The following is a 23293-nucleotide window of genomic DNA, read 5'->3' as shown; positions in this document are numbered from 1 at the left end:
TAGCCTAACCTGAAGTTACACCGTAAGACCAGCGCCCCGGTGTGACATCGAACAAGATCGCCGATCGGAAAGAGGTGCCACATGTCATCGCCCGCTCTCCCCGGTTTCACCCCGTGGCCGCCGGATCAGATAGCCCGGTATCGTAGCGAAAACTATTGGATCGGCAAGACATTCGGTGACCTGCTGACCGACCGCACCGCGGCGGTCCCCGAGGCGATCGCCGTCGTCGACGCGGCACACCGCTGGACCTACGCCGAACTCGACCACCGCTCCCGGTCGCTGGCCACCGGACTGATCCGGTTGGGGATCCAGCGCCACGATCGCGTCTTGGTCCAGCTGCCCAACCGCGCCGAATTCGTCGAAGTGATCTTCGCGCTGTTCCGGATCGGGGCACTGCCGGTGTTCTGCCTGCCCGCCCACCGGGAGGCCGAACTGGTACCGATCGCCACCGCGAGCCGGGCGGTGGCCATGATCACCTGCGACCGGCATCAACGCTTCGACTATGCGGCACTGGCGGATACGGTGCGCACCCGGGTCGACAGCCTGCGCCACGTCCTGCTCGTCACCGACGAGACCGACCGTATCTTCGCCGATGGCGCGGCCGACCTCGCCGATTTCCGCGACGAACCCGGTCGACTGCCCGCCCCCGACGCCGGAGAGGTGGCGTTCCTGCAGCTCTCCGGCGGCAGCACCGGAATCCCCAAGCTCATCCCCCGCACCCACGACGACTACCTCTACAGCGTGCGGCGCAGCGCCGAGATCACCGGTCTCGGCCCGGATACCGTCTACCTCGCGGCACTGCCCGTCGCGCACAACTTCCCGATGAGTTCCCCGGGAATCCTCGGCGCGCTCTACGCAGGCGGCACGGTGGCGATGACCCCCGATCCCACCCCCTCGACCGCGTTCGCGGCGGTGGAACGCTTCGGCGTCACCATCACCGGACTGGTCCCCCCGCTGGCCCGGTTGTGGGTGGAGCGGGCCGAAAAAGGCGGCGACCTGCCTGATCTGTCCAGTCTGCGAGTGATCCAGGTGGGCGGCGCCCGCTGCCCCGACGAACTGGCCCGGCGCGTCGGCCCCGCGCTCGGTGCGACACTGCAGCAGGTTTTCGGTATGGCCGAGGGCCTGGTCTGCTATACCCGGCTCGACGATCCGATCGATGTGGTGGTGGGCACCCAGGGCCGTCCGATGTCGGAGGCCGACCGGATCAAGATCGTCGACGATACCGGTGCCGAGGTGGCCCCGGGCGCCGACGGGAATCTGCTGACTCAGGGGCCCTATACGATTCGCGGCTACTACGACAACCCCGAGGCCGACGCCCGCAGCTTCACCGACGACGGTTGGTACCGCACCGGCGATATCGTCGCGATGCGGCCGGACGGGAACCTGGTGGTGAAGGGCCGGGCCGGTGACTGGGTCAACCGCGGCGGGGAAAAGGTTTCGGCCGAAGAACTCGAGGCCCACCTGCTGGCACACCCCGGCATCCGGGACGCGGTGATCGTCGGAACCCCCGACCCGGTTCTCGGCCAGCGTATCTGTGCCTTCGTCCAGCCCGCCGACCCGGCGGCCCCACCCACGCCGACCACGGTGCGCACCTTCGTCCGGGAGCGCGGTATCGCGGCCTGGAAGATGCCGGACACGGTGGTCACCGTCGCGGAATTCCCCGAAACAGGGGTCGGCAAGACCAGCCGCCGGGAGCTGCGGCGCCTGCTCGCCGAGCGGCACCGGACCGGATGACCCCCGGTACCGCGAACCGCGCCACATGCGCGGTTCGCGGTGCCCGGTCACGGGCACAATACCTCCAGCCAGGAGTCCAGGACCGGATCTCCGGCGAGCATCAGCGGGTCCACGGTCTCGTGCCCTTCGGACCGCCACTTCTCCACCAACTGCATGATGCGTACCGAATCCAGTCCCGCGTCGAGCAGATTGGTATCGGTGGACAGTTCCTCCGGCGCCACGCCCAGCGCATCGGCCACATCACGGATGAAATGCGCGCGATCGGCCACTGCCGTTCCGTCCTTCGTCATCGCTGTGTTCTCCTCATTCCTCGCGGTCGAAATCCGCGACCCCTCGTTTCCAGTAGCCCGCGATCAGGCAGTCCTTCGGCCCGATACCGAGTTCGCCGCGCACCCATTTACGGATCGGGCGCAGCTGCCCGGCTTCACCGGCGATCCATACGTAGACGTTCTGCCCGGCGGGCACAGTGACCGAGCGGACGGCCTTCTCCAGCGCATCGCCGGTACCCGGCGCCGCATCACCCCGGTGCAGCCACCGCACCTCGACCCCGGCCGGTGCGTCCAGTCCGATCTCCTGGCTCGCGTCGGCGACCTCGACGAGCGCCCAGCCCGTAGCCGTCCGCGGTAGCCACTCCAGCCAGCGCGCTATCGCCGGCAGCGCAGTGATATCGCCGGCGAACAGGTAGTTGTCGTAGCTGGTGGGCACCACCACGCCCCCGGGCGGACCGGCGATGTGGATCCGCGTTCCCGGACGCGCTTCCAGCGCCCAGTCCGAGGCCAGGCCACCGGGGTGCAACGCGAAATCGATATCGAGTTCCCCGGCCGCCGCGTCGTAGCGGCGCACCGTGTATTCCCGCGAAACCGGGCGTGGCGCGGGCCATTCCAGAGACAGCCCGTCACGCACCGGTAGCCGTAGCGTGCCGTCGGTATCCGGGAACACCAGCCGCACGTGTTCGTCCGGAACACAGCTGTGGAATCCGTCCAGCTCCGGCCCGCCGAAGGTGATCCGGAGCAGGCCGGAACCGATTCGTGCGGTGCGGATCACCTCCAGCTCCCGCAATCCGATCGGATACCCGACCTTCGCCCCGTGCGCACCGGCCAGTACCTCGGCGATCCGCTCACGGTAGGCCCCACGATCCATCACATACCGTCCTTTCCCTTGTCCACGATCCCGGTGGCCCCGGTTTCCGGCACCGGCGGCCGAACCTCCGGTACCGGCACCGGGGCGGCGGGCCGGCCGGTGTCCGCGGTGAGCCGGAACAGCGGTGCCACCAGCACCAGCGCCAGTACGAAGAGCCCCAGCACCGCGGCCCCGTAGACGACCAGGGCGGTCCCCGGCTCCACGAGACCGCCGACCACGCCGGCGGCCATGGACCCGAGTGCCGTCCCCGTCACCGACTGCACCAGCAGCAGGCCCGACATCCGGCCGCGCATATCCTCCGGTGATTGCTGTTGCAGAACGGCGTAGCGCAGGATGTTGTTCACCGCCCGGGCCGCCCCGAAGGCGGCGAGCCCGAGGAAACTCCACGCGGCCTGCGGCCAGAGACCCGCCATGATCACCCCGAGCGGCATGAGCGCCAGCGATACCAGCAGCACCGCCCCGTTACGCTGCGCGCGACCGACCCACCCGCTGGTCAGCGATCCCAGTACGGCGCCCGCACCCGGCGCGGCATAGAGCAGGCCCAGCGTCGCCGGGCCGGCCGCGAGTGCGCGGTCGGCGAAGGCGGGCAGCAACACCAGGGGCCCGCTCACCAGCATGGCGAGCAGACCGCTCACCAGCACCGCGCGAATGATACGGTGCCGCACCGCGAATCCGATACCCCTACCCAATTCGACCAGCGGATTACGGATCTCCCGGGCCGGCGGCGGCGCCGACCCGATCGCCCGGATCAGCGCCACGGTGCCCACCGTCGCCGCCGCGGCGGCGAAGAAGGCGAAAGAGACGCCGATCCGGGCGATGAGCACACCGGCGACAGCGGGGGTGATCATGGTGCCCAGATCCGAGGTGAGTGTGGTCAGGGCACCGGCCGCGGCGATCTTCTCCCGGCCCACCAGCATCGGCACCAGGGCCATCATCGCCGAACCGCTGACCCCACCGGCCAGCCCGTCCACCGTGGCCGCGGCGTAGATCACCGCGAGCTCCGGATCGGGTAACAGCGCATTGCCACCGAGGGCCAGGAACGCCAGGCCCGCCGCCGTGCGGGACCACTGCATCACCGTGCGCCGGTCGTAGCGATCCGCGACGACCCCGCCGCCGAGACTGCCGGCGAACAGCGCCACCGCCATTGTCGTGGACACCCCGGCGACGTGCAGGCTCGAACCGGTGAGCTCGTAGACCTGCACCGGCAGAGCCACCATCAGCAGACCGATGCCGAGAACCGAGACCAGCCGCGCGCCGAAGGCACAGCGGAACCGCCGGCTCTCCCGCAACGGAGAGGTATCGATCAGGAGGCCGGCGGGGGCTTTCACTTGAACTGCTCCGCGATCAGGTCGAGGGTGTGCATGACACCGCGATAGTCCGGCCGGTAGCTGGTGGCCGGCAGTTCGTAGACCTTCTTGCCCTCGAACGCGGGCAACTGGGCGTACATCGGATCCTTCGCGAGCTCGGCCGCGCTCTTGGCGCCGCTGAGCGGCACCACGAACAGCACCGGCGCGTCCACCACCTCGGTCAGCAGTTCAGGACTGAAACCGAACCAGTCGGCGGAGGGGTCGACCTCGGGGGCACCGGCTTTGGCCAGCACCTGATCGTCGGCCCGGAAACCCAGCTCGGCCAGCAGCGTCGGCAGGGCCGCATCGGGCAGGATCATCTTGGGCCGGTTGTCCGCGGCGGACTGGAAGTAGCCGACCTTCTGCTCCGGCACCCGGATCTCGGCCGCGACCTGCTTCACCCGGTTCTCGTAGGCGGTGACCAGCTCGGCCACGTCGTCGCCGCGGTTCACCACATCGGCGAGCAGCTTCAGCTGGTCCTGCCAGCCGGTGGTGCCGGCGGGCACCAGGACCGTGGGCGCGATGGCGCTGAGCTGATCGTAGGCGTCCACCGACTGTTTCGCGGTGAATCCCTGACCGCCGCCGATGATCAGATCGGGTCGCACCGAGGCGATGAACTCCAGATTCACACTCTGCCCGACCGGCACCACCTGTGTGCCCTGCTCCTGCGCGTCCGCCGCCCACGCCTGGGGGAAGTCGGCGCTGCGGCCACTGACCCCGAGCACTCGCGGATCGGCCGCGGCCACCGGAACGTCCAGGTCGTAGAGGTAGCCGGCGAGCGCCCCGTTGAGCACCACGACGCGCTGCGGATCGGCGGGGACCTCGACCGTGCCGCGGTCGGTCTGTACCGGGCGGGTATCGGAACCGGCGGCGGGTCCGGCACCCGAGCCGCATCCGGTGCCCGCGACCACCACGGCGGCCGCGACGAACAATCCGGCTACGGCACGGAGCCGGACCGCGAAGCGGCTGGGGGATAACAGCGACATAGGTGTTCCACTTTCTTTCTCGAACCGCCGGGCACCGGACGAGGCCGCGGCGAAGGGGCGGGACCGGCTCGCACGGTCATGTCCGCAGGGCCGGTTCGGTATCGAGTAGCGCCGCGACCTCCGCCCACCCCTGTTCCGACACGATGCCGAAATGGGTGTACGGCAGCCTGCGGGTGATGACCCGCGCTCCGTCGGCACGCCATCCGGACAGCTGGGCCGTCACTCGCGCCGTATCGTCGGCAGCGCCGGGGTCCGCCGCGTACAGGGCCATGGGCCCGTCGTATCGCGGCGCCGCGGAAACCGGGACCATCCGCAGGAGTTCGGTCGCCGCGGCCCGGATACGGGCCGCGAGATCCGGGGTGTCCTCGGGCAGCTCCGGGAGCAGCGCCTCGAGGCGGCCGGGATCGGCCAGCGCCTGCGTCGCCGGCCCGGCGAGGCCGGACAGCGGATGCGAATCGACCAGACCCACGAAGGCGACCTCCGCGCCGCCGGCGGCGAGCGCCGCCGCCAGCGCGTGGGCGATATTGCCGCCGAGGGAATAGCCCAGCAGATGGTACGGGCCCTCGGGCTGGATCTCCCGGATCGTGGCCAGGTACCGCACGGCGAGTTCGTCGATGGTCGTGGCCCCGGAAGCCGCGCCGCGCAGGGCGGGCAGCTGCAATCCGACCAGTGGCCGGTCGGCACGCAGCCGCCGGGCCAGCGGGGCGAACTGCCAGGCGGTTCCCCCCACCGGATGCACGCAGAACAGTGGCTCGGCCGTACCGCCGGAGCGCAGGGGCAACACGGGATCCAGGCGCCGGCCCAGCATGGCGATCTCCTCCGGCACCGCGCCGGCCACGGAAAGCTCGATACCGGAGATGTTCTCGCCGGACAGCGGCACCCGTCGGATCCGCGCTGTGAGGGCTCGCGCGGTCGGTGCCTCGAAAACGTCGTCGACCACCACCTCGTACCCGGCCCGGCGCAGCCGCCCCACCAGGCGTACCGCGGTGAGCGAATGCCCACCGGCGGCGAAGAAATCGTCGTCCGGCCCGATCGCGGCGACACCGAGCACCGCGGCCATCGCCTCGGTCACCGCTGCGGCCACGTGCGTCGGCGCCGGACGCCCGGCGGGGGCCGGGACGGCCGCGGCCTCGACCGGATACCCCGGCACCGGCAGCGCCGTGCGATCCAGTTTGTCGCTCGATGTCATCGGGATCTCGTCGAGTTCCACGAATGCCGCGGGAATCATGTAGGCGGGCAACGTCTCACGCAGCGTGGCGCGGACCGCGCCGGTATCCACGATCGCACCCGAACGCGCCCGCAGATAGGCCACCAGCCGCTGGTCGCCGGGAGTGTCCTCGCGCAGGATCACCGCGGCCTGGGCGATCTCGGGCCGGCGCAGTACCGCGGCTTCGATATCGCCGAGTTCGATACGCTGCCCACGTAATTTGACCTGGCTGTCGGTGCGGCCGAGGTACTCGAGTTCACCGTTGGCACCCCAGCGCACCAGATCACCGGTGCGGTACATCCGTTCGCCGCGGCCCCCGGGGTCGGCGACGAAGGTGTGCGCGGTACGCGCGGGCCGGTGCAGGTAGCCGCGGGCGAGCTGCGCCCCGGTCAGGTAGAGCTCACCGACGACCCCGAAAGGAACCGGCCGCAACCGCCCGTCGAGTACCCGCACACCCACGCCGCCGGGGGGCCGGCCGATCGGGACCGTCTCCACATCGGTGTCGTCGGTGACGTGATAGGTGATGCAGACCGCGGCCTCGGTGGGCCCGTAGAGGTTGTTCACCACGGCCCCGGTCATTTCCCGGAAGGTCCGCGCGGTGGCCGGCGGCAGCGGTTCCCCGCCGGTGAACACACAGCGCAGCGCCGAACACCCGGTGAGATCGCTTTCCTCGGCCATGGTGGTGAGCATCGAGGAAGTCATCTGGACGGCGGTGACGCCCTCGTCGGCCATCAGCCGCGCCTGATAGTAGGGGTCGCGCTGGCCGTTCGGCCGCGCCAGCACGACTCGGGCGCCCACCAGCAGCGGTAGGTAGATCTCCAGCAGGGATGCGTCGAAGGTCGCCGGGGTGCGGTACAGCACGGTGTCCCCCACCCCGAACCGGTGCTGTTCCTGCAGCCAGGCAAAGGTGTTCACGATGGCCGCGTGCGCGACCGCGACCCCCTTGGGCACTCCGGTGGACCCCGAGGTGAAGAGCAGGTAGGCGGTGTTGTCCGGGCGCAGCGGGGCCAGGCGCTCGGCATCGGTGACCGCGGTGGCGGCGAAACCGGTGAGATCGAGCGTATCGGTGGCGATCACGGGCGCCCGCCCGGTGTGGAAGCTCGCGGCGGCCGTGGTCAGCACCAGGGCCGGCACGGCGGTGACGAGGATGGTGTCGAGGCGTTCGGCGGGCTGCCCGGGATCCACCGGGAGATAGACGCCACCGGCCCGGCTGATGGCGTGCGCGGCGATCACCGCCTCGGGGCAGCGTGGCATCGCGACCACCACGACCGTCTCGGGGCCGATTCCTCGGGACACCAGCAGGCGGGCCAGACGGTTGGCTCGCCCGTCGAATTCGCGATGATCGATCGTGGTGCCCTCGGCGGTGAGCGCGGGGGCATCGGGGTCGATCGCGACGGCCGCCGACCAGGTGGCCAGCGTTGCGCCGTGGCTGCCGGGGTGGCGTGTGCTGTCGAGTACGGCGCCGGCCGCGGCATCCGGATCGCCCACCAGTGCGGTGAGCACGGTCGCGAGGCGGGCGGCCATCCGCTGGGCGGACGCTGCCCCGACCGCGCCCGGCGCGTAGTGCAGCATCAGCCGGAAGGAGTCACCGGGCAGCGCCGTCACGGTCACCGGATAATGGGTGCGGCTGTGCACGGCGACGTCCGTCACGCCGATCTCGTGCGCGTCCTTGGGCCCCACACCGGTCCGGGGGAAGTTCTCGTAGACGACGAGGGTGTCGAAGAGCCGCCCGGTGCCCACCGTCCGTTCCACGGTGGCCAGGCCGAGATGGCCTCGATTCTGCAGATCGAGCGTGGTCCGCTGGAATTCGGCGAGCTGTTCGGCCATCGGGCGAGCGGTATCCAGTGTCATCCGCACCGGGATGGTGTTGCTGAACAGACCCACCATCCCGCCGACCCCGGGCAGATCGGCGGGCCGGCCCGAGACCACGGCACCGAACACCACATCGGTCCGGCCGAGCTGTTCGGCCAGCACCATCGACCACGCGCCCTGCAGCAGCGTGTTCATCGTCAAACCGTGGGAGCGGCCGAACTTTTCCAGTTCGCTCGCGGTCTCCTCGGTGAGCGGAACCCGCAGCCCGACCGCCGCCGACCGCGGGCCGGGCGCCCCGACCAGGCTCGGCGCTTCCAGTCCCGCCAGGTATTCCCCCCAGCGCCGGGCCGCCGCCGCGCTGTCGCGGCCGGCTATCCAGGCCAGATAGGTGCCGTAGTAACCGGGTTCGGCGAGCCGCTCCCCGTGGTAGAGGGCCAGTATCTCGCGTAGCAGGATCGGCACCGACCAGCCGTCGGCCAGCAGATGATGGGCGGTGAGTACGAGCCGGTGCGCCGAATCGGAGAGCCGGATCAGCACGGCGCGCAGCAGTGGTGGCTCGCCGATATCGAAAGGTTGTGCCCCCGCATGGGTTTCCAGTTCCAGGGCCTCGGCGGTCGCGGCAGCCGGGGTCCGGTCGCGGAGGTCGGCTACCCGCCAGGCCACCCGCGGTTCCCGTGGGATCACCTGAACCGGCTGGTCGGCCCGATCGTAGTGGAACGCCGCTCCGAGATTCGGATGCCGGCGCAGTACCGCCGTGTAGGCGGCCGCCAGGCGATCCGGGTCCACCGGGCCGGACAGTTCGAAACGGGCCGTGAGGGTGTAGACGTCGGCCGCCCCGTCCCGTAGTGCGTGGAACAGCAGCCCCTCCTGCAGCGGGGACAGGGGCAGCACATTGGCGATCGGACCGTGTGCCGCCGCCAGCGCCGCCGCGGTATCGGCCGGAAGAGAGATCGAGGCGGTGGCCGGTACGGATACGGAGGGCGCCGCTACCGCCGTGCTGTCGGCGGCTTCGGCCGACGCGGCCAGCTCACCGAGACTGCGCCGGGTCAGCAGTTCCTGGGGAACCAGGCCGAGCCCACGCTCGCGCAGCCGGGCGCACACCCCGATCGCGGTGATGCTGTCACCACCGGCCCCGAAGAAATCGTCGTCGATATCCACGGTTTCCCGGCCGAGCAGTTCGGCGACGACCTCGTGCACGATACGCTCGGCCGGGGTGGCCGGTGCCCGTCCGCCGGTGGTCTCCGCCGGTTCCGGTAGCGCCGCGCGATCGACTTTCCCGTTGACCGTCCACGGCAGTTCGCCCAGCACCACGATCCGGGCCGGCACCATCGGGCCGGGCACTATTTCGGCCAGCCTGTTGCGCAACCGCGCCCCGAGCTCCGCGGACCCGGCGGCCGGTTCCCCCGCTGCCTCCGGTGTGGCGACCACATAGCCGACCAGACTGTCCCGCCCGCCGATCTCCCGGATATCGGCGGCCGCCGCGGCGACCTCCGGCAACCCGCTCAGCGCCGCCTCCACCTCGCCGATCTCGATCCGGTGGCCGCGGATCTTCACCTGGGCGTCGGCACGCCCGGAATAGAAGTAGCCGCGCCCCGGCACCCAGCGGGCGAGATCGCCGGTGCGATACATCCGCGCGCCCGGCGGGCCGAAAGGGTCGGCGACGAAACGGTGCGCACTGAGCCCAGGGCGCCCCAGATATCCCTGCGCGATACCCGATCCCGCGAGATACAGCTCTCCGGATACCCCGTCGGGCACCGCCTGCAGACCGTTGTCCAGCAGATAGGCGCGGACCCCGGGCAGCGGGAGGCCGATATGCGGATCGTCCCCGCGCACCGGCGCGCTGATGGCGTCCACGGTGGCTTCCGTGGGACCGTACATATTGACCGCGCCGATACCGGCGCGCCGCACCTGCCGCCACACATCCGGCGGGCACGCTTCCCCGCCGAGAACCAGCAATTGCGGGGTCACCTCGGCCAGGCCGTGCCCGAACAGCGCGGCGACCAGGGTGGGAGTGCCGTCTATCACGTCGATCTCATCGGCGCGCAATGCCGCGATCAGCGCCGCGGGATCGCGGCGGATCGTGCTGTCGTACAGGTGGATCCGGTGGCCGTCCAGCAGCCACAGCAGTGGGTCGAGGGCCGCGTCGAAGGCGAACGAGGTGGTGTGTGCCACGGCCAGCCGGCGCCCACCGGCCCGCTCGACCGCCGCGGCGTAGATCCCCGACCGGTGGGCGGCCACCAGCTGCGCGAGGGCGGCATGGTCGACGATCACGCCCTTCGGTGTCCCCGTCGACCCCGAGGTGTAGAGGACGTAGGCGGGGTGATCGCCGCGGATCGCACCGGTTTCCGCTTCCGTGAGCGGGGCGCCGGAATACTGCCGTAGCGCCGCCCGCACCGGTTCACCGTCCACCACCACCGCCCGGCAGTCCAGGCCGGCGGCCGGATCCGCACCGGCCAGCACGAGTACCGGCGCGGCATCGTCGATCATCGTCTGCAGCCGGGGTAGCGGATACTCGGGGTCGAGGGGCAGATATGTCGCTCCCGCCCGCCAGACGGCCAGCAGCGCCACCACCAGATCGGCGGTACGCGGAAGGGCCACGCCCACGAGATCGCCCGGACGCACACCCTGGTCCCGCAGGTACCGGACCAGCCGCCACACCCGGGTACCGAGTTCGGCGCCGGTGTAGCGCTGTTCCCCGGCGACGAGAACGGTCTCGCCGGCGTACTCGCCGGCCAGCCGGTCCAGCGCGGTGGGTACCAGTTCGGCGTCGGCGGTGGCCGCGGCACCCGAGCGGGCGGCCAGCAGGCGGTCGCGTTCGGCGCGCTCGATCGGTTCCAGCGCCCCGACGGGCACCTTGTCCAGTTCGGTGAAGGCTTCGATCACCCGTACCAGCCCGGCGATCCGGCGGTAGGCGCTCTCGGGATCATTGGTCCGCGCATCACATTCGAAACCGAGCAGCACCGATTTGTCGGGCAGCGGGGTGACCACCAGCCCGAGGTCCTCCGGCGGTCCACCGGCGATATTGCGCAGCACGCCCGCGGCTCCGTCGAAATCCAGCGCGAAATCGAAAACCTTGAGGTTCACGCCGATACCGTGCAGGAGTTCGCCGGCGCCGAAACCGCGGAGGTCACGGGCCAGATCGGCGCCGCTGTAGCGCTGATGCCGGCGCATCTCGCGCAGGGCTTCGGCAACGCGCACCCCGAGCTCGCCGATCGTGTCGTGTGCGTGCACGGTGAGGCGCAGGGGCAGTACGTTCACCGCCATCGCCGGGGTGCTCAGCGCCACCCGGCCGACCCGGCCCATCATCAGCATGGACAGGACGACATCGGAATTGCCGAGCAGCCGCTGCACATACGCGGCGTAGCAGGCGATCAGGCCCTCCGCCCAGGTGATCCGGTAGCGCTCGGCGCAGTGGCGTAGTGCGTCGAGCGTGGTGACCGGCAGAACGGCCTCGGCGCGGATCGTGCGCTCGACCACCCCGCCCGGTGCGCTACCGCGGCCGTCGAGCGAGGGTGCGGGCGTGAGCCGGTCGCGCCAGTAACGCCGGTCTTCGGTGAACTGTTCGCTGTCGCGATAGGCCTGTTCGTCGGCGACCAGGGCGGCGATCGCGCCGAAAGTCGCCGCGGGCGGCTCGTTTCCGCGCCGTAGCGCCGTGTAGTGCGCGGCGACCCGCCGCGACAGCAGTGCGGCACTGTAGCCGTCGACGATCAGGTGGTGGTACAGCTGCACACACCACACCTCGGTATCGGTGAGCCGGATCAGCGTGTAGTCGTACAGTCGCCGGTCCACCATGCCGCGGCAGCGCTGCGCCGCAGCGTGGCGTTCGAGGGCGACCGCCTCGTGGGCGAGCGAAACCGGGTCGGCCGCGCCACGCAGATCGATCATCGGCCGCAGGACCGCGGGCTCGTCGCCGACGAATTGCCGTGGCCCGGCTTCGGTATCGTGGAAGCGCAAGCGCATGTTCTCCGCTTCCGCCACGGTGCGGCGGATCGCCTCGGCCAGCAGGTCCACATCGATCGGATCGTTTCCGGAGATTTCCAGCACCTCACCGACCAGATAGCGGCCGGACTCCGGATCGAACTGCTGCGCATTCCATATTCCCAGTTGAGGACCCGTGAGCGGTAGTCCGGGATCGCTGGGCTCCGAGGCGTTCTGCACTGCCGCCGGCACGGCAACTCCCTTCGCTGTGAAGCACATTCGCTGTCGTGGCGAGGGCGGTGATCCGCCCACCGTCGCAACACGCGATCACAGTTGAGGTTAGCCTAACCTTCCCTAAAGTAAAACACTTGTCCGGTAATAGGCCTCGAGGCATACCTTTCGGTCAACTCATCCGGGCCGCCTGCTCTGCCAGCGGAACAACCAGCGGCGCACCGGTTTCCGGGTCTTCGATCACCCGGCAGCCGAGGTCGAAAACTTCCCGCACCAGATCCGCGGTCACGATCTCAGAGGGCGGCCCGGCGGCGATCACCGCACCGTCGCGCATGGCGATCAGGTGATCGGCGTAGCGGAACGCGTGATTCAGGTCGTGCAGCACCGCCACCACGGTGCGCCCGGTCCCCCGGTTCAGTTCGCGGCACAGATCCAGCAGCTGGATCTGGTGGGCGATATCGAGGAAGGTGGTGGGCTCGTCGAGCAGCACGATCGGCGTCTCCTGGGCCAGCACCATAGCGATCCACACCCGTTGCCGCTGACCACCGGAGAGTTCGTCGACCAGCCTTCCCGACAACTCGGTCACCCCCGTGGCGGCCATGGCCGCGGCCACCGCCTCCTCGTCGGGGCGCGACCACTGCCGGATCAGCGACTGATGCGGATAGCGGCCCCGGGCCACCAGATCCGCGACCCGGATCCCCTCCGGTGCGGTAGAGGTCTGGGGAAGCAGGCCGATCCGGCGCGCCACCTCCTTGGCCGGATAGGAACCGATCTGTTTACCGTCGAGCAGTACCGCACCGGATTCGGGTGCCAGCAGCCTGGAGAGCGCGCGCAGCAGAGTCGACTTCCCGCAGGCGTTCGGCCCGATGATGACGGTGAAGGCACCGTCGGGGACATCGACGGTGAGTTCGTCGCTGATGACCCGCCCTCGATAGCCCAGGCGCAACCGGTCGGCACGCAACCGCGCCGCGCCGCCGCGCCGCTCGGCGTCGCCGCGCTCAGAGTATTCGTCCACGATGCTTCCTCAGTTCCGTCGAGCCTCTACCACCAGCAGATAAGCCAGATACGCTCCACCGATCGAGGCGGTTACCACGCCCACCGGCACGGTGGTCGGCGCGAAGAGCCGCCGCGAGATCCAATCGCAGGCCACCAGCAGCAACGCGCCCATCGCCGCCGCCGGTAGCAGAGCGGTCGTCGGCGTCCGGGCCAGCCGCCGGCCGAGCTGCGGCGCCGCCAGCGCGACGAAGGCGATCGGACCGGCGACAGCGGTACCGACGGCGACGAAGGCGACGCTCAGGACGGTCAGCGCCAGCCGGGCCCGGCCGACCCGGACGCCGAGTGCCCGAGCCGCGTCGTCACCGAGTTCCAGAATCGGCAACCGGTACGCGGCGGGCACCACCGCGAGCGCGAGTACGGCCAGGACGACCAGCGCCGGAGCGATTTCCGCCCAGGTGAGCCCGTCCAGCGTGCCGACCCCCCACGCGGCGGCCGACATGGCCTCGTCGAGATCGGCGCGCAGGATCAGCCAGGTGTTCAGCGCGGCGAGCATGGCACCCACGCCGATACCGACGATGACCAGCCGGAAACCCTTGACGTTCTGCCGGAACGCGAGCACGAAGATGGCGAGCGCGGTACCCAGCCCCCCGATCACCGCGCCGGCCGCCGTGGCGTAGTACCCACCCCCGGCGAGAAGGACCAGCAGCGCGCCGGTGTAGGCCCCGGAATTGAATCCGACGATATCCGGGCTGCCCAGCGGGTTGCGCGTGACCGACTGCAGAATGGCGCCACTGACACCGAGGGCCGCGCCGAGGACCAGCGCCATGAGCACGCGGGGGAACCGCCATTCCCGGATGACGAGATCATCGCTACCGGCCCCGTGACCGAAGAGCGCCCGCAGCACCCGGTCCGGTGGGATGGCGAAATCACCGGTGCCCAGTGCCAGCAGGGCCACCCCGAAGGCGGCGACGAGCAGCAGGGCGGAGACCACGATCCCGCGCACCCCGAAGCGCGCGGTCACCCCGCGCACCCGGAGAACGCGGACCGTACGGCCGAAATCGATACCGGTCGCGGCACCGCGCCGCGACGATTCGGGCGGGGTCGTCATGACTGTCTCATCTCCGAGCGACGGGCCAGCCAGATGAGGATCGGCGCCCCGAGGAAGGCCGTGACCACACCGGCGGAGAGTTCGTCCGGCGCGATGGCGACCCGCCCGGCGATATCCGCGAACAGCACCAGTGCCGGCGCGAGCACCAGGGAGTAGGCCGCGATCCAGCGGTGATCCGGGCCGGCGATCCAGCGAGCGATATGCGGTACGGCCAGCCCGACGAAGGTGATCGGCCCGACCGCGGCCGTGGCGGTACCACAGAGCAGGATCAACGCGAGCGCCGTACATGCCCGGGTGCGGGTGAGGTGCACACCGAGCGCACGGGCCAGATCCTCCCCCAGGGCCACCGCGTTCAGGGATCGGACGGCCACCGCCGCCAGGAGCATTCCGGCGAGGACGAACGGAGTGGCCCCGGCCAGTACGTCGTAGCCGCGGCCGGTGAGGGCACCGGCGTCCCACTGGCGCATCTTGTCGAAAGCGGTCGCGTTCAGCAGGATCAGCCCCTTGGTGATGCCGGTGAGCACGGCCGTCATCGCTACTCCGGCCAGGGTGAGCCGCACCGGATCGGCGCCGCCGCGACCGGCGGTTCCCAGCCGGTACACCACTACCGAGACCGCGGCGGCACCCGCGAATCCGAACCAGACATAGGAGGTGATGCTCCCGGCGCCCAGGTACGCGACGGAGACGGCGATGGCGAAGGCGGCGCCCGCGTTGATGCCGAGCAGGCCGGGATCGGCCAGGGGGTTACGGGTCAATCCCTGCATCAGGCAGCCGGCGACACCGAGTGCGCTTCCCGCCAGCAAACCGAGCAGAGTGCGCGGCAGGCGGTATTCGGTGACGATCAGCTCGTCCGGAGAGTTGCCGGGCTGCCACAAAGACAACCAGATCTGCGTGATCGGAATATTCTTCACCCCTACCACAAGGCTCAATACGCAGGCCGAAAGGAGAAAGCCCGCGACGAGCGACCAGCCCAACCACCTGCGGAAGGAAGAGTTTTTGTGGTATTCATAGGACGAACCGGCGGTCATGAGGCGGTGCCAGATCCTCTGCGCATCGAATCATCCTTCCCGGCGCGTATGACATACGTCATAGCCAACGCCCACACGATTCGTTAGCGAACCTTTATAGTGAGCGAAGGCTAACCTAACTTATGTCGCCCTGGCAACAGATCGCGCCGGCGGCGCCCGCAACCGGGTGGCGTCTCGTCCAGGACGTCGCACCGCTACGGCGTCGCGGTACATGAGCGAAAGGTGATGGGATGCGAACTCGGACATCGAGCTCCGCGTGCCGGCGCACCTCACCCTTCGCCGTAGCCGGTCCGAGCTTCCGGCCGATCCGGCCGGACCGCAAGAAGATATACAGGGATGAGGGATTCATGGCGCAGCATTTCGTCACCTGATCGCCCAGGGCGACGATCCGACACCACCGGTGGGCCTTCCGTACCCACTGGATTTCACCTGCGATCGGGCAGGTAACCCCCGAACCGCGGCCTGCACTCGACGTACAGCCGGTCCGGGGTATACGTCTGCCCTTTTCGCCGGGCGGCGCCACCGCGGCCGGACCCGGCGGTACTTCGCAAGACCATTGAGGGACACACGATGAATATCAAGTCGATTGCTGCCACCGCGGCGATGACGGCGGCAGTACTGGGCATCGCCGGTGGCACGGCGAACGCGGACACTTTTGTTCCGCTTCCCGCCGGCGAAAAGTTGGGCCCCGGCGTGAAAATGAGCCGCGTCAACGAGAGCGCGCTCATCTCGCCGTCGCTGTCCGCCAACGGCGCGGGCCGGGTGGCATGGCTGACCGCGACCGTCACCGCGGATGTCACCACGACCCCCGAGGGCGAGCCCGGCCCGTGGAAGGGCCCCACGAACGCACCGGGTACGAACAACTCGTCCACCCACGGCGTTTCGCGGCTCAGCGCGGGATACATCGTGGGTTGCCAGGTCAGCATCGCCGACAACGCCATCTCCGCCGGGCTTTCCGGCAGCCTGAGCACCTCCAGCATCGGCACCAGCGGCTCGCTCAGTGTCAAACTCGGGCCCGGTGAGGTGAAGTTCGTGCACGTCGAGGGGGTCGACATCCCCAAGCCCGGGGTCTACTGGGTCGACTACAAGGACGTCGAAATGCAGATCGAGGGCTGCGCCGGATACGCGCAGGCCCGGTCCTACGCCGTCGTCGAGATCATCGGCGACCACTACTCGAAGACCACCCTGTACGGAGCTCCGTTCAGCATCGGCTGACGCACGTCATACCTGGTCGATCCATCCGTCGCTGAACGGAAACCATTTCCGAGAGGGAAAAAGTCATGTCTGTAGTGAAGAAGAGCGTCACGCGGATCGCGAGCCTCGCGGCCGCGACCGTCGCCGCGGTCGGCCTGTTCTCGACCGGCGCCGCCGATGCCGATACCTTCGTCCCGCTGCCCGGCGGGGAGCTCACCCACACCCTGCCCAACGGCCTGGCGGTCACCGCCCGTATCGCCCACGAGTCGGCGCTGATCAACCCCTCGCTGGGTGCGACTCCGCTGCACCGCAACGCCTGGGTCTCGGGTAGCGCGCAGGTGGAGGTGCACGGGCCGCACAAGGGAACCAAGATCACCCCCGGCTACGTCGTGGGCTGCCAGGTGGATATCAGTGGCGGCGGTGCCAACGGCGGTGCCGGCCTGACCCAAACGGGTGACAAGACCAGCGGCAGCCTCAGCACCGGCGGCAATCTCACCCTGGGCCCCGGTCAGGCCACATCGTTCCTGCTGCTCGATATCGAGAAGCCGGACGTCTACGGCGACGAGGGCCATACGTTCGCGATCAAGTTCACCGGTCCGAACGGCTCGGTGACCTGGTCGGATTCCACCATCGCGCTCAACGGTTGCGCCGGCTACGCCCAGGCCCGGTCCTTCGTCCGAGTCGAGGTGAGCACCGAACAGGGCATCTCGGAGATGCGCGTGTGGGGTCAGCCCTTCAGCCTCGGCTGATCCGGGTTTCCGCACCGCACCTACGAACGGTGGCCCCGGCCTTCCCGGCCGGGGCCACCACCGTTGCCAGCAGCCACCACGCTCACGGACCGAGACCCGGCGGCGCGGCGGTGGACCGGCGGCCGGTTAGGCTTGCCCTCCTATGGCTATCGGCGCGACCTTGTACACCGTCTCTCTCCAGCTCTCCGATATCGACCGCGGTGTCTACCGGGAGCTGGATCTGCGGCTGGCCCGGCACCCTTCCGAAACCGCGGAATTCCTCGTCACCCGGCTGCTGGCCTACTGCCTCGAATACGAGGAGGGAATCACCTTCAGCGACGGCGGGGTGTCCTCGACCGACGAGCCGGCGGTGCTGGTGCGAGATCTCACCGGCCGGGTCACCGCCTGGATCGAGGTCGGCGCACCCGATGCCGAACGCGTCCACCGCGGCAGCAAACTGGCCGACCGGGTCGCCGTCTACACCCACCGCGACCCGGCACGGGTACTGGATCAGCTGTCCGGAAAGCGGATCCACCGCGCCGAGACGATCCCGCTCTACAGTTTCGACCGCCCCTTCGTCGACGCCGCGGCCGCGGCCCTGGAACGCCGCAACACCGCCACCCTGTCGATCACGGAACGGCAGCTCTACCTGGAAATCGCCGGCACCGCGCTGAGTACAGCCGTCGCGGAGCACCGGCTCGGCTGATACGCGGTCCGGTATGCGGTGCCCGGCGCCTCATCGCACTCCCGCGGTGGGCGCGGCGAGTGGTCACGGTTCGATGAGACCGGCTCGGATGGCATAGCGGGTGAGCGCCAGCCGGTCCCGCAACCCCAGCTTCTGCAGGATATTGGCGCGGTGCCGGTCCACGGTTTTCACGCTGATGACGAGGTCACCGGCGATCTCGCGCGAGGAATACCCTTCGGCGACCAGTTTGACGATCTCCTCTTCCCGCGGGGTGAGCAGGGTCTGTGGGAGGGGCTCACCGCGGTCGGCGCGCTGCAGCCAATCCCGGATCAGCGAATTGACCGCGCCCGGATACAGATAGGGTTCGCCGCGCAAGGTGGCGCGGCAGGCCTCGAGGAGATCGCGGTCGGCAACGGATTTCAGGACGTAACCGGAGGCACCGACACGCAGGGATTCGAAGAAATACTGTTCGTTGTCGTACATCGACAGCATCAGGATCCGCACTCCGGGTGTGACGCGGTTGATTTCGCGGGCGGCCTGGATCCCGGTCATCCGGGGCATGGCGATATCGAGGATCGCGAGGTCGACCGGAACATGGCCGATCTGCTGGACCGCCTCGTACCCGTTGGCGGCCTCGGCCACCACGGTGAGATCGGGTTCGGCGTCGAGGATCATCCGCAGTCCCGAACGGACGAGTGCGTGATCGTCGGCCAGCAGGATCCGGGCCGGCGCGGGGGTCGTCACGGCGCGCTCCTTTCACCTCGATGCGGGATGGACAGGCGCACCTCGGTGCCGTGTCCAGGCGGCGAATCTATCGTCAGAGTGGCGTTCACGAGCAATGCGCGCTCGTGCATCCCACGGATACCGGCACCATCGTCGGCCACACCCCCACGCCCGTTGTCGCATACCCGCAGCACCAGAGCCGCGCCGCGCATATGCAGGCTCAATCCCACCCGCGTGGCCGCGGCGTGCCGGGCGATATTGGTCAGGCTCTCCTGCGCCACCCGATAGCAGACGAGCTCGGTATCCGGCGGTAGCCGCGGCAGATCGCGATCGATATCGCGGGTCACACTGATACCGGCCGTGGAGGAGAACTCGTTGCACAGCGCGCTCAGCGCACTGGACAGCCCCAGATCGTCCAGCACATCGGGGCGCAGCCGCCGGGCGATACCGCGCACCTCGTCCAGACAGGAACGCACGGTCTCCTGAGCGCCGTACAGCACGTCCACGACATCGGCCGGCGCGCGATCGGCCGCGCGTTTCATCGACAACAGCGCCACCGTCAGGCTCTGACCGATCTCGTCGTGCAGTTCGCGGGCGATCCGCTGCCGTTCCCCCTCCTGCGCGGCCAGCGCGGAGGCGCTGGCCGTCGCACGCTCGGCCTCGAGCCGGTCCACCATCGCGTTGAACGAGTCGATGACCCGCGACAGGTCACCGTTACCGCGATCGTCGAGCCGGCCGCTGCGCCGTAGCGGATCCACCCGGCGCATGGAGGCGATGAGCTGGTCCAGCGGAGCCAGGCTCGACCGCAGCAGGAAAGCGTTCGCCGCCAGGATCACTGCCAGGCCCACCGCCAGAACCGGTACCTCGGTCAACCGCACCCGCGAGGACACCGTGGCCGGCGAGAGCGCGAGGACCAGCGTGCCGAGGGTGAACACCAGTCCGTTGATGAGGAAGATCCGCCGGAACAAGGCGTCCGCCGGGGTCCTGGTGTGCCGCCGGAACAGGCCGATTCCACTTTCCGGACGGTCCATGACCTCAGTGTGGCCGCTACCGGGGCAGGTGTCCATGGGGCACGGGCCCCATCTCTGTCCACCGCCCTACATGGCTTCCGCCCCCGGAGATGGGTATCGGCACCGATGGTCCCGGACGCACCCGCGCACCGACACTGAAACCCGAAAGCGATCGGTTGCGGGAGGAGTGCTCGGCGTGGACATCGACCGCAGTACCGTGCCGGGCCAGGGCACCGTACACCATCTATCGACCCGGTCGGGGGACCGCTTCGCGCTGATCACCGACACCGAAGGTAACAAGCACATTCTCGTCTACCACACCACCCGCGACGAACCGGCCCAATCCATCGCGCTGGGGTCCGACGAGGCCGACCAATTCGCCCAACTGCTGCACAGCGCTCCTCTGCCCGACCGTGTCGCTCGGCTCGAGCGGCTGATGGACCAGCTCACCGGCGACAGGAACCGGCCATGAGAACTCTTTCCCCGCGACGGGACCATCCGATGCAAGCACACGATATCGCCGTTCATCTGCCGACAGTCCACCCCGGCGATTCGGTCACCAAGACCGTACGCCTGATGGTTGTCAACCGGTTGCCCGGCATGATCGTGGTGGACGACGCGAACCGCCCGGTGGCGGTCCTGCCCGGTACCCAGGTGCTGCGGCTGGCCATCCCCAGCTCTTACCAGGACGATCCGGCCCTCGTCCGCACCATCGACGAACTGCACGCCGAAATCTTCTGGCGCGAACCCGGAGATCTGACCGTGGGCGACTGCCTACCGCAGAATCCGCCGCGGCCGTCGGTGGTGCGGCCACGCGCCACCCTGCTCGAGATCGCGGTGCTGATGGCCCAGCGCCACACCCCGCTGGTGGCGGTGGTGGACCGGGAACACACCCTCGTCGGCGGTATCACCCTCGAACGTCTACTGATCAGTCTGGCGGTCGCCGGGCCCGACGACTGACGCCGCCGGCCCGGAGGTGAGGTGATGAACCAGATCCTGGCGGTGGCCATCTTCGTCGGGGCGTTCTGGTTCATCGCGACCGAACGTGCGGACAAGGTCAAAGTCGTTCTCGTCGCCGCGGCGGCCATGACCGTTCTCGGTCTGGTCCCCGGCGAAGAGGTGTTCTACTCCGCGCATGCGGGTATCGACTGGAACGTCATATTCCTGCTGCTCGGCATGATGGTGATCGTCGGCGTGGTCAAACAAACAGGCCTGTTCGACTTCCTGGCCATCTGGGCCGCGAAACGTTCGCGCGGCAGCCCGTTCCGCCTCATGGTGATGTTGATGATCATCACCGCGGTGGCCTCGCCCATCCTCGACAATGTCACCATCGTCATGCTGGTCGCGCCGGTCACCATCGTCGTCTGCGGCCGGCTGGGTTTCGCCCCGCAACCGTTTCTCATCGCCGAGGTCCTCGCCGCCAATATCGGCGGTGCCGCCACCCTGGTCGGCGATCCGCCCAACATCATCATCGGCAGCCGGGCGGGCCTGAGCTTCAACGATTTCCTGATCCACATGGCACCCGCGGTGGCCGTGATCTTCGCACTGTTCGTCGTGTTCACCCGCTGGCTGTTCCGCACCCACCTACGCGCGCGTTCCGAGCACATCACCACGGTGATGGCGCTGCAGGAACGCCGTGCGATCACCGATCCCCGGCTGCTCACCCGGTCGCTGCTGGTGCTGACCGGAGTCGTGATCGGGTTCGGACTGCATTCGCTGCTGCATGTGGCGCCGTCGATCATCGCGCTGCTCGGTGCCGGAGCCATGGTGTTGCTCTCCGGGCTCGATATCGGCGATATCCTGCGCGAAGTCGAATGGAGCACACTGGTGTTCTTCATGGGCCTGTTCGTGATGGTCGCCGGCCTCGTACACACCGGGGTGATCAATTTCCTCGGTGACGCCGCTGTCGCCGCGTTCGGCGACAATCCCCTGCTGGCCTCGGGAATCCTCGTCTTCGGATCGGCCATCGTCGCGTCCTTCATCGACAACATCCCCTACACCACCACCATGGCCCCGGTGGTCGAGGGGCTCGTCGAACAAACCCCCGACGGGCAGCAGGGTCAGGCGCTGTGGTGGTCGTTCGCCTTCGGCGCGGACTTCAGCGGTAACGGCACCGCGGTCGCCGCGAGCGCCAATGTGGTGGCCCTCGATATCGCCCGCCGCGCCGGTCACCGGATCACGTTCTGGCAGTTCACCCGATACGGCATCGTGGTCACCACGCTCAGCACCATCCTCGCCTGGCTCTATATCGTGGTCCGTTACTTTTGATCCACGCCCGCCGAGGGGCTGCCACGCCCGTGTGGCAGCCCCGAAACTCTGGGAAGACCGAGATCCCCCGCGTCGATAGGATCCACAACGGGGACCGGCGACCGCACCCGGAAGTCCGGGCCCGGCACAACGACGCGAGCGTGGAGCGAAACGGTCTTGACCCTGAAATCGGCGGGAGATTTCCTGCTCGATCTGGCCGAACGGCTGGCGCTGCCGTGTGCACCCGATATGGTGCGTTCCACGCTGGACCTCGCCAACGGCGGGCAGATGGGAGAACGCCGGCCCGACGGCCGCCGGGCCAGCCGCCTCACCCGCTCGGGACTCCCGTTCGAAGTCAGTGTGAGCGGCGGCCGGGGAACACTCACCCCGGCCATCCGCTATGTCACCGAAACAGCGACGCAGGAAACGATATTCGCCTCGCGCGTCGCCGCCCAGCTCACCGCGATCGAGGCCCTCGTCCCCCGGCTGCCGGACGCCGGGCGAATGCGGGCCGCCGTATTGCGCACCTTCATCGAGACCGCGTACCCGGATTCCGCGCGGGCGCCCCGGCGCCACGCACCCACATGGACAGGAATCGTGCACCACGCCGCGGCGCCACATCATCTGACCCGGCTCAAGGCCTACGCGCGAGCGGCGACACCGAGTGAGCTGGAAAGACTGTGCGAGGCGTTTCCCGCGTTCGCCGGATTGGCCTCCGTCCCCGACGAGCAACTGATCGCGCCGTCTTTCGCCGCGCTCGAGGTGGATGCCGAGGGCACCATCACGCACAAGCTCTATCTCCGGATCCGCCGCGATATCGCCGCACCGATGAAACTGGTGCGGCACTTCGGCGAACCGGCATGGGAAATCCTGTCGGAACTGTCCTGTGCCGGTTTCGAACCGGATCGGCTGTACCAGCACAACTTCTTCGCCTGCCGTGCGCGGGTTTCCGGCGCCCCCACCTTCACCCTGCATCTGACCGCGGACCGCTACGAATTCGACGATCTCGTGGCCGGACTCGCCCACCGGCACCACGGAACCACCCGGGCCGTGGCGGCGCTGACCGGGGCCGCCGAGGCATCTGGTGCCGCCTTCCATTGCTCGGCCCTGGGCCTGGGCTTCTCTCCCGAGCGCGGAATCGACAAACTCAACGTCTACGGCGTACCGAGCTGGACCGCCGGCCGATCACCCACTTGATCC

The 23293-nt window shown here is 69.1% G+C and carries 18 protein-coding genes; 8 read left to right on the top strand and 10 right to left on the bottom strand.

Annotation, left to right across the window (positions count from 1 at the left end; all coding sequences use genetic code 11):
• Positions 1-81 precede the first annotated feature (81 nt).
• A complete protein-coding gene (locus ACYR7D_RS13965; protein ID WP_459545012.1) occupies positions 82-1734 on the top strand; it encodes a (2,3-dihydroxybenzoyl)adenylate synthase in 1653 nt (550 codons plus the stop codon).
• Between the two features lie 47 nt (positions 1735-1781).
• Here ACYR7D_RS13965 and ACYR7D_RS13960 read toward each other — a convergent pair whose 3' ends face one another.
• From ACYR7D_RS13960 to ACYR7D_RS13925, 8 genes are all read right to left on the bottom strand, one after another.
• Positions 1782-2024, bottom strand: a complete 243-nt coding sequence (locus ACYR7D_RS13960) for a phosphopantetheine-binding protein (protein ID WP_459545011.1) — start codon at positions 2022-2024, stop codon at positions 1782-1784.
• A gap of 13 nt (positions 2025-2037) precedes the next feature.
• A complete protein-coding gene (locus ACYR7D_RS13955; RefSeq protein ID WP_459550151.1) occupies positions 2038-2874 on the bottom strand; it encodes a siderophore-interacting protein in 837 nt (278 codons plus the stop codon).
• A complete protein-coding gene (entS, locus tag ACYR7D_RS13950; RefSeq protein ID WP_459545010.1) occupies positions 2874-4202 on the bottom strand; it encodes an enterobactin transporter EntS in 1329 nt (442 codons plus the stop codon). Before entS ends, ACYR7D_RS13955 begins: the two co-directional genes overlap by 1 nt.
• Positions 4199-5206 carry an ABC transporter substrate-binding protein gene (locus tag ACYR7D_RS13945; protein ID WP_459549937.1) on the bottom strand — a complete coding sequence of 336 codons (1008 nt, stop codon included), beginning with the start codon at positions 5204-5206 and terminating at the stop codon, positions 4199-4201. The genes entS and ACYR7D_RS13945 overlap by 4 nt, the downstream gene beginning before the upstream one ends.
• A 76-nt stretch (positions 5207-5282) precedes the next feature.
• Complete coding sequence (locus tag ACYR7D_RS13940; protein ID WP_459549936.1) at positions 5283-12395, bottom strand: amino acid adenylation domain-containing protein; 7113 nt, start codon at positions 12393-12395, stop codon at positions 5283-5285.
• 151 nt (positions 12396-12546) lie between these two features.
• Entirely contained in the window at positions 12547-13389 is an 843-nt protein-coding gene (locus ACYR7D_RS13935) for an ABC transporter ATP-binding protein (RefSeq protein WP_459549935.1), read from the bottom strand.
• Between the two features lie 9 nt (positions 13390-13398).
• Positions 13399-14478: a FecCD family ABC transporter permease gene (locus tag ACYR7D_RS13930; RefSeq protein WP_459549934.1), complete on the bottom strand. Its 1080-nt coding sequence runs from the start codon at positions 14476-14478 to the stop codon at positions 13399-13401.
• On the bottom strand, positions 14475-15506 hold the full coding sequence (locus ACYR7D_RS13925; RefSeq protein WP_459549933.1) for an iron chelate uptake ABC transporter family permease subunit: 1032 nt from the start codon (positions 15504-15506) through the stop codon (positions 14475-14477). The genes ACYR7D_RS13930 and ACYR7D_RS13925 overlap by 4 nt, the downstream gene beginning before the upstream one ends.
• A 570-nt stretch (positions 15507-16076) precedes the next feature.
• Between ACYR7D_RS13925 and ACYR7D_RS13920 the strand changes: the two genes are divergently transcribed.
• The 3 genes from ACYR7D_RS13920 to ACYR7D_RS13910 all read left to right on the top strand — a co-directional run bounded on the left by ACYR7D_RS13920 (position 16077) and on the right by ACYR7D_RS13910 (position 18134).
• Positions 16077-16721, top strand: coding sequence for an MspA family porin (locus ACYR7D_RS13920; protein ID WP_459549932.1), 645 nt, complete (start codon positions 16077-16079; stop codon positions 16719-16721).
• Between the two features lie 65 nt (positions 16722-16786).
• On the top strand, positions 16787-17449 hold the full coding sequence (locus ACYR7D_RS13915; protein WP_459549931.1) for an MspA family porin: 663 nt from the start codon (positions 16787-16789) through the stop codon (positions 17447-17449).
• 142 nt (positions 17450-17591) lie between these two features.
• Entirely contained in the window at positions 17592-18134 is a 543-nt protein-coding gene (locus ACYR7D_RS13910; RefSeq protein ID WP_459549930.1) for a YaeQ family protein, read from the top strand.
• Between the two features lie 63 nt (positions 18135-18197).
• Here ACYR7D_RS13910 and ACYR7D_RS13905 read toward each other — a convergent pair whose 3' ends face one another.
• Positions 18198-18857: a response regulator gene (locus tag ACYR7D_RS13905; RefSeq protein WP_459549929.1), complete on the bottom strand. Its 660-nt coding sequence runs from the start codon at positions 18855-18857 to the stop codon at positions 18198-18200.
• Entirely contained in the window at positions 18854-19867 is a 1014-nt protein-coding gene (locus ACYR7D_RS13900; protein WP_459549928.1) for a sensor histidine kinase, read from the bottom strand. The genes ACYR7D_RS13905 and ACYR7D_RS13900 overlap by 4 nt, the downstream gene beginning before the upstream one ends.
• A 175-nt stretch (positions 19868-20042) precedes the next feature.
• On the opposite strand from ACYR7D_RS13900, the gene ACYR7D_RS13895 reads away from it, so the two are divergent.
• The 4 genes from ACYR7D_RS13895 to ACYR7D_RS13880 all read left to right on the top strand — a co-directional run bounded on the left by ACYR7D_RS13895 (position 20043) and on the right by ACYR7D_RS13880 (position 23290).
• Positions 20043-20318: a hypothetical protein gene (locus ACYR7D_RS13895; RefSeq protein WP_459549927.1), complete on the top strand. Its 276-nt coding sequence runs from the start codon at positions 20043-20045 to the stop codon at positions 20316-20318.
• On the top strand, positions 20315-20806 hold the full coding sequence (locus ACYR7D_RS13890; protein WP_459549926.1) for a CBS domain-containing protein: 492 nt from the start codon (positions 20315-20317) through the stop codon (positions 20804-20806). Before ACYR7D_RS13895 ends, ACYR7D_RS13890 begins: the two co-directional genes overlap by 4 nt.
• 24 nt (positions 20807-20830) lie before the next feature.
• A complete protein-coding gene (locus ACYR7D_RS13885) occupies positions 20831-22114 on the top strand; it encodes an ArsB/NhaD family transporter (RefSeq protein WP_459549925.1) in 1284 nt (427 codons plus the stop codon).
• A gap of 156 nt (positions 22115-22270) precedes the next feature.
• Complete coding sequence (locus ACYR7D_RS13880) at positions 22271-23290, top strand: hypothetical protein (protein ID WP_459549924.1); 1020 nt, start codon at positions 22271-22273, stop codon at positions 23288-23290.
• Positions 23291-23293 lie beyond the last annotated feature (3 nt).

The organism is Nocardia sp. X0981 (genome assembly GCF_977089955.1).
Note: the sequence above shows the minus strand (reverse complement) of the source record. Positions and strands in the feature narration are given on the sequence as shown.

Bases quoted from the DNA above. Each gene is read 5' to 3' on its own strand.
- ACYR7D_RS13945 (WP_459549937.1), bottom strand. From the start codon at position 5,206: ATGTCGCTGTTATCCCCCAGCCGCTTCGCGGTCCGGCTCCGTGCCGTA.
- ACYR7D_RS13920 (WP_459549932.1), top strand. From the start codon at position 16,077: ATGAATATCAAGTCGATTGCTGCCACCGCGGCGATGACGGCGGCAGTA.
- ACYR7D_RS13965 (WP_459545012.1), top strand. From the start codon at position 82: ATGTCATCGCCCGCTCTCCCCGGTTTCACCCCGTGGCCGCCGGATCAG.
- ACYR7D_RS13915 (WP_459549931.1), top strand. From the start codon at position 16,787: ATGTCTGTAGTGAAGAAGAGCGTCACGCGGATCGCGAGCCTCGCGGCC.
- ACYR7D_RS13910 (WP_459549930.1), top strand. From the start codon at position 17,592: ATGGCTATCGGCGCGACCTTGTACACCGTCTCTCTCCAGCTCTCCGAT.
- ACYR7D_RS13900 (WP_459549928.1), bottom strand. From the start codon at position 19,867: ATGGACCGTCCGGAAAGTGGAATCGGCCTGTTCCGGCGGCACACCAGG.
- ACYR7D_RS13925 (WP_459549933.1), bottom strand. From the start codon at position 15,506: ATGACCGCCGGTTCGTCCTATGAATACCACAAAAACTCTTCCTTCCGC.
- ACYR7D_RS13960 (WP_459545011.1), bottom strand. From the start codon at position 2,024: ATGACGAAGGACGGAACGGCAGTGGCCGATCGCGCGCATTTCATCCGT.
- ACYR7D_RS13930 (WP_459549934.1), bottom strand. From the start codon at position 14,478: ATGACGACCCCGCCCGAATCGTCGCGGCGCGGTGCCGCGACCGGTATC.
- ACYR7D_RS13885 (WP_459549925.1), top strand. From the start codon at position 20,831: ATGAACCAGATCCTGGCGGTGGCCATCTTCGTCGGGGCGTTCTGGTTC.
- ACYR7D_RS13890 (WP_459549926.1), top strand. From the start codon at position 20,315: ATGAGAACTCTTTCCCCGCGACGGGACCATCCGATGCAAGCACACGAT.
- ACYR7D_RS13955 (WP_459550151.1), bottom strand. From the start codon at position 2,874: ATGGATCGTGGGGCCTACCGTGAGCGGATCGCCGAGGTACTGGCCGGT.